The following is an 807-nucleotide window of genomic DNA, read 5'->3' on the forward strand; positions in this document are numbered from 1 at the left end:
GCAGATCCAATCCATAGATGAAGCAGAGAATGTAGCGCATACATCCTCTGCTTTTTCTTTTGCCCAAAATGATATTGACCATGTGCTGCGTTTGGGCGGCAATACAGACCGCCAGAGAGAGCGTGTGGTTGCTGCCTTTGAAAAGCAAAAAACCACCGCTGAGATTGCCGAGATACTGAAAGCGCTGTACCACGGCGGCAACGGCCTTGGCAGTGTGAGCGCATGGTATGCCGAGGATGGTATCCATCTTTCCCACGGGAAGTCTGTCCGTTATGACAGGTCTGCCCAGGTCATTTCCTGGGAGAGCGCCGCAGAGCGTATCGGGGAGCTTTTGGAGAGCGGCCAGTTTGCCTCCAATGTGGAGCTTGCAGAAGCGGCAGGCTATGAACGCTCCCTCCTTGCAGAAAAGCTCTGGTATCTGTACCACGATTTCAGCGAGGAAGCCAGAGAAGCAGGATATTCGTCTTGCCTGTCAGAAATCAGAGGCAATGGGTTCCCGGAGGAGACCCGCCGCCTGACGGAGCAGTTGAATGACCCGGCTTTCCGCCAGACACTCAAGGAAGAATACGCCGCCTTCTGGACTGCCTATCAGCAGGACCGTGACCTGCTGCGCTTTCATTACCATAGGCCAAGGGAAATCTGGGAGAACCTGAAAGACCTTGACCTGCCCCGCAGGACTTTTTCTTCGGACCTTTCCCAAGTGCCAACCGTCCAGCATTTCATTACAGAGGATGAGATCGACACCGCCATGACCGGCGGCAGCAGTTTTGCCGGAGGAAAAGGCCGTATCTATGCGTTCTTCATGGA

General features: G+C 54.3%; 1 pseudogene. It reads left to right on the forward strand.

Annotated elements, in window-relative coordinates:
- Positions 1-807, forward strand: a pseudogene (locus GPK94_RS07320) (DEAD/DEAH box helicase); the annotation flags it as partial.

Origin of the sequence: Pseudoflavonifractor sp. MCC625, assembly GCF_018784545.1 — a bacterium.
Classification (GTDB): domain Bacteria; phylum Bacillota; class Clostridia; order Oscillospirales; family Oscillospiraceae; genus Pseudoflavonifractor_A; species Pseudoflavonifractor_A gallinarum.